This is a genomic window from Candidatus Thioglobus sp. (assembly GCF_028599055.1).
Taxonomy (GTDB): Bacteria; Pseudomonadota; Gammaproteobacteria; order PS1; family Pseudothioglobaceae; genus Thioglobus_A.
On the sequence record NZ_JAQRMS010000114.1, the window covers coordinates 1 to 1,825 of the forward strand.

At 36.3% G+C, this 1,825-nt stretch carries 1 protein-coding gene; it reads right to left on the bottom strand.

The annotated features are described in order from the left end of the window. On the bottom strand, positions 1-1,825 hold a 1,825-nt coding region (locus tag PSN35_RS06500), incomplete at both ends, for a type I restriction endonuclease subunit R (protein ID WP_300031108.1).

Below are 1,825 nucleotides of genomic sequence, written 5' to 3' on the forward strand. Positions count from 1 at the left end.
TTTCTACTTCATAATCCGATTTTACGCCATTTCCTGTAAACTTATTTATTCGTGCTTTTACGGCTTGAAAAAATGCAACTTCATCTTTTATTGCCTCTGCATCAGGACTTGGAATTGACATTGCAAAAAGCTTTGATAAAAGTGTTACTTCTTTTAAGTAGCGTTCTTTCAATTTTTCATCTGAAAGCATAAAGTTTTGAGCACCTAATAAAACTTGTAATTTTTGTGCTGTATCAACTCTGAAATAGGCTTTAAAGTCAAAACCATTGAACATCTGCTCTATGATTTCAAACTTCTCTTTCATACCTGCAATTGCTTCTTTTATATCAACAATTGGCTCTCCTTCGCCACCAGATTGTAAATAAGTTGCCATTGCATTTCTTAGGTCTTGACCAATGCCAATGTAATCAACTACCAATCCGCCTGGTTTGTCTTTATAAACTCTGTTTACTCTTGCAATCGCTTGCATCAGGTTATGGCCTTGCATCTTTTTATCGACATACATTGTATGCGTACTGGGTGCATCAAATCCTGTGAGCCACATATCTCGAACAATCACTAATTTCAAATCGTCATTAGTATCTTTCATTCGAGTAGCTAAATCTTTTCTTTGTTGCTTGGTAGTATGATGTGGTTGAAAAATTGCTGGGTCGTCAGACGAACTTGTCATTATTACTTTTATCATTCCCTTATCTAAATCATCATTGTGCCATTCAGGTTTTAAAGCAACTATCTCATTGTATAATTTCACGCAAATATTCCGTGTCATTCCAACGATCATTGCCTTGCCTTCAAACACTTTTTGTCTTGCTTCAAAGTGAAATACAATATCTTTGGCAACATCTTTTAAACGCTCTGGGTGTCCAACCACTGCATCAATCGTTGCTGTTTTCTTTTTAGCTTTTTCTAACTGTTCTTCGGTTGCATCAGCAATATCATTTATTTCATCATCTAAGGCTTTTGCTGTTTTTTCATCCAGCTTAATTTTAACCAAACGAGATTCATAACTAATTGGAACGGTTGCCCCATCATCTACCGCTTGTTTGATGTCATAAACATCAATATAATCGCCAAAAACAGCAGGCGTTGATTTATCTTCTTTTTCTATGGGTGTTCCTGTAAAACCAATGTAGGAAGCATTAGGCAAAGCATCACGCAAGTATTTTGCATTGCCGTAGCGTGTTTCCATTCCTTTGTCAGTTTCAACCTCTCGACCTGCAAAACCATATTGGCTTCTGTGTGCTTCATCTGCAACGACTACAATGTTAGTTCGGTCTGATAAGGTTTCATACACATTACCTTCTGTTGGAGCAAATTTTTGAATGGTTGTAAAAATCACACCACCGCCAGAAACTTTTAGAAGTTCTTTTATATGTTCTCTGTTATTTGCCTGAACTGGTGTTTGGCGTAAAAGTCCAACACAATTCCCAAAAGTGCCAAATAATTGGTCGTCTAAATCATTTCTATCGGTAAGCATTACAATAGTTGGGTTTCCCATTTGAGGATGGGTGATGATTTGTCCACTATAAAAAACCATTGATAAAGATTTTCCTGAACCCTGTGTATGCCAAATGACACCAATCTTACGGTCGCCATCTTTTGAGTGTGTCGCTCTTAATGTTTGCTCAACTGCTTTTTGTACTGAATAATATTGATGATAAGCTGCAACTTTCTTAATCTTTGCTTGAAAAATTAAGCCTGTTTTTTCGTCTTTCTTTTCTTCTTGCTCAAATACAGTGCAGTAGCGAATAAGTTCAACCAATGTTTTTTTGTTGAGCATATATTCAGTGAGAAGCTGTAATTCAGTTCTAAGTTCCCCTTTTAT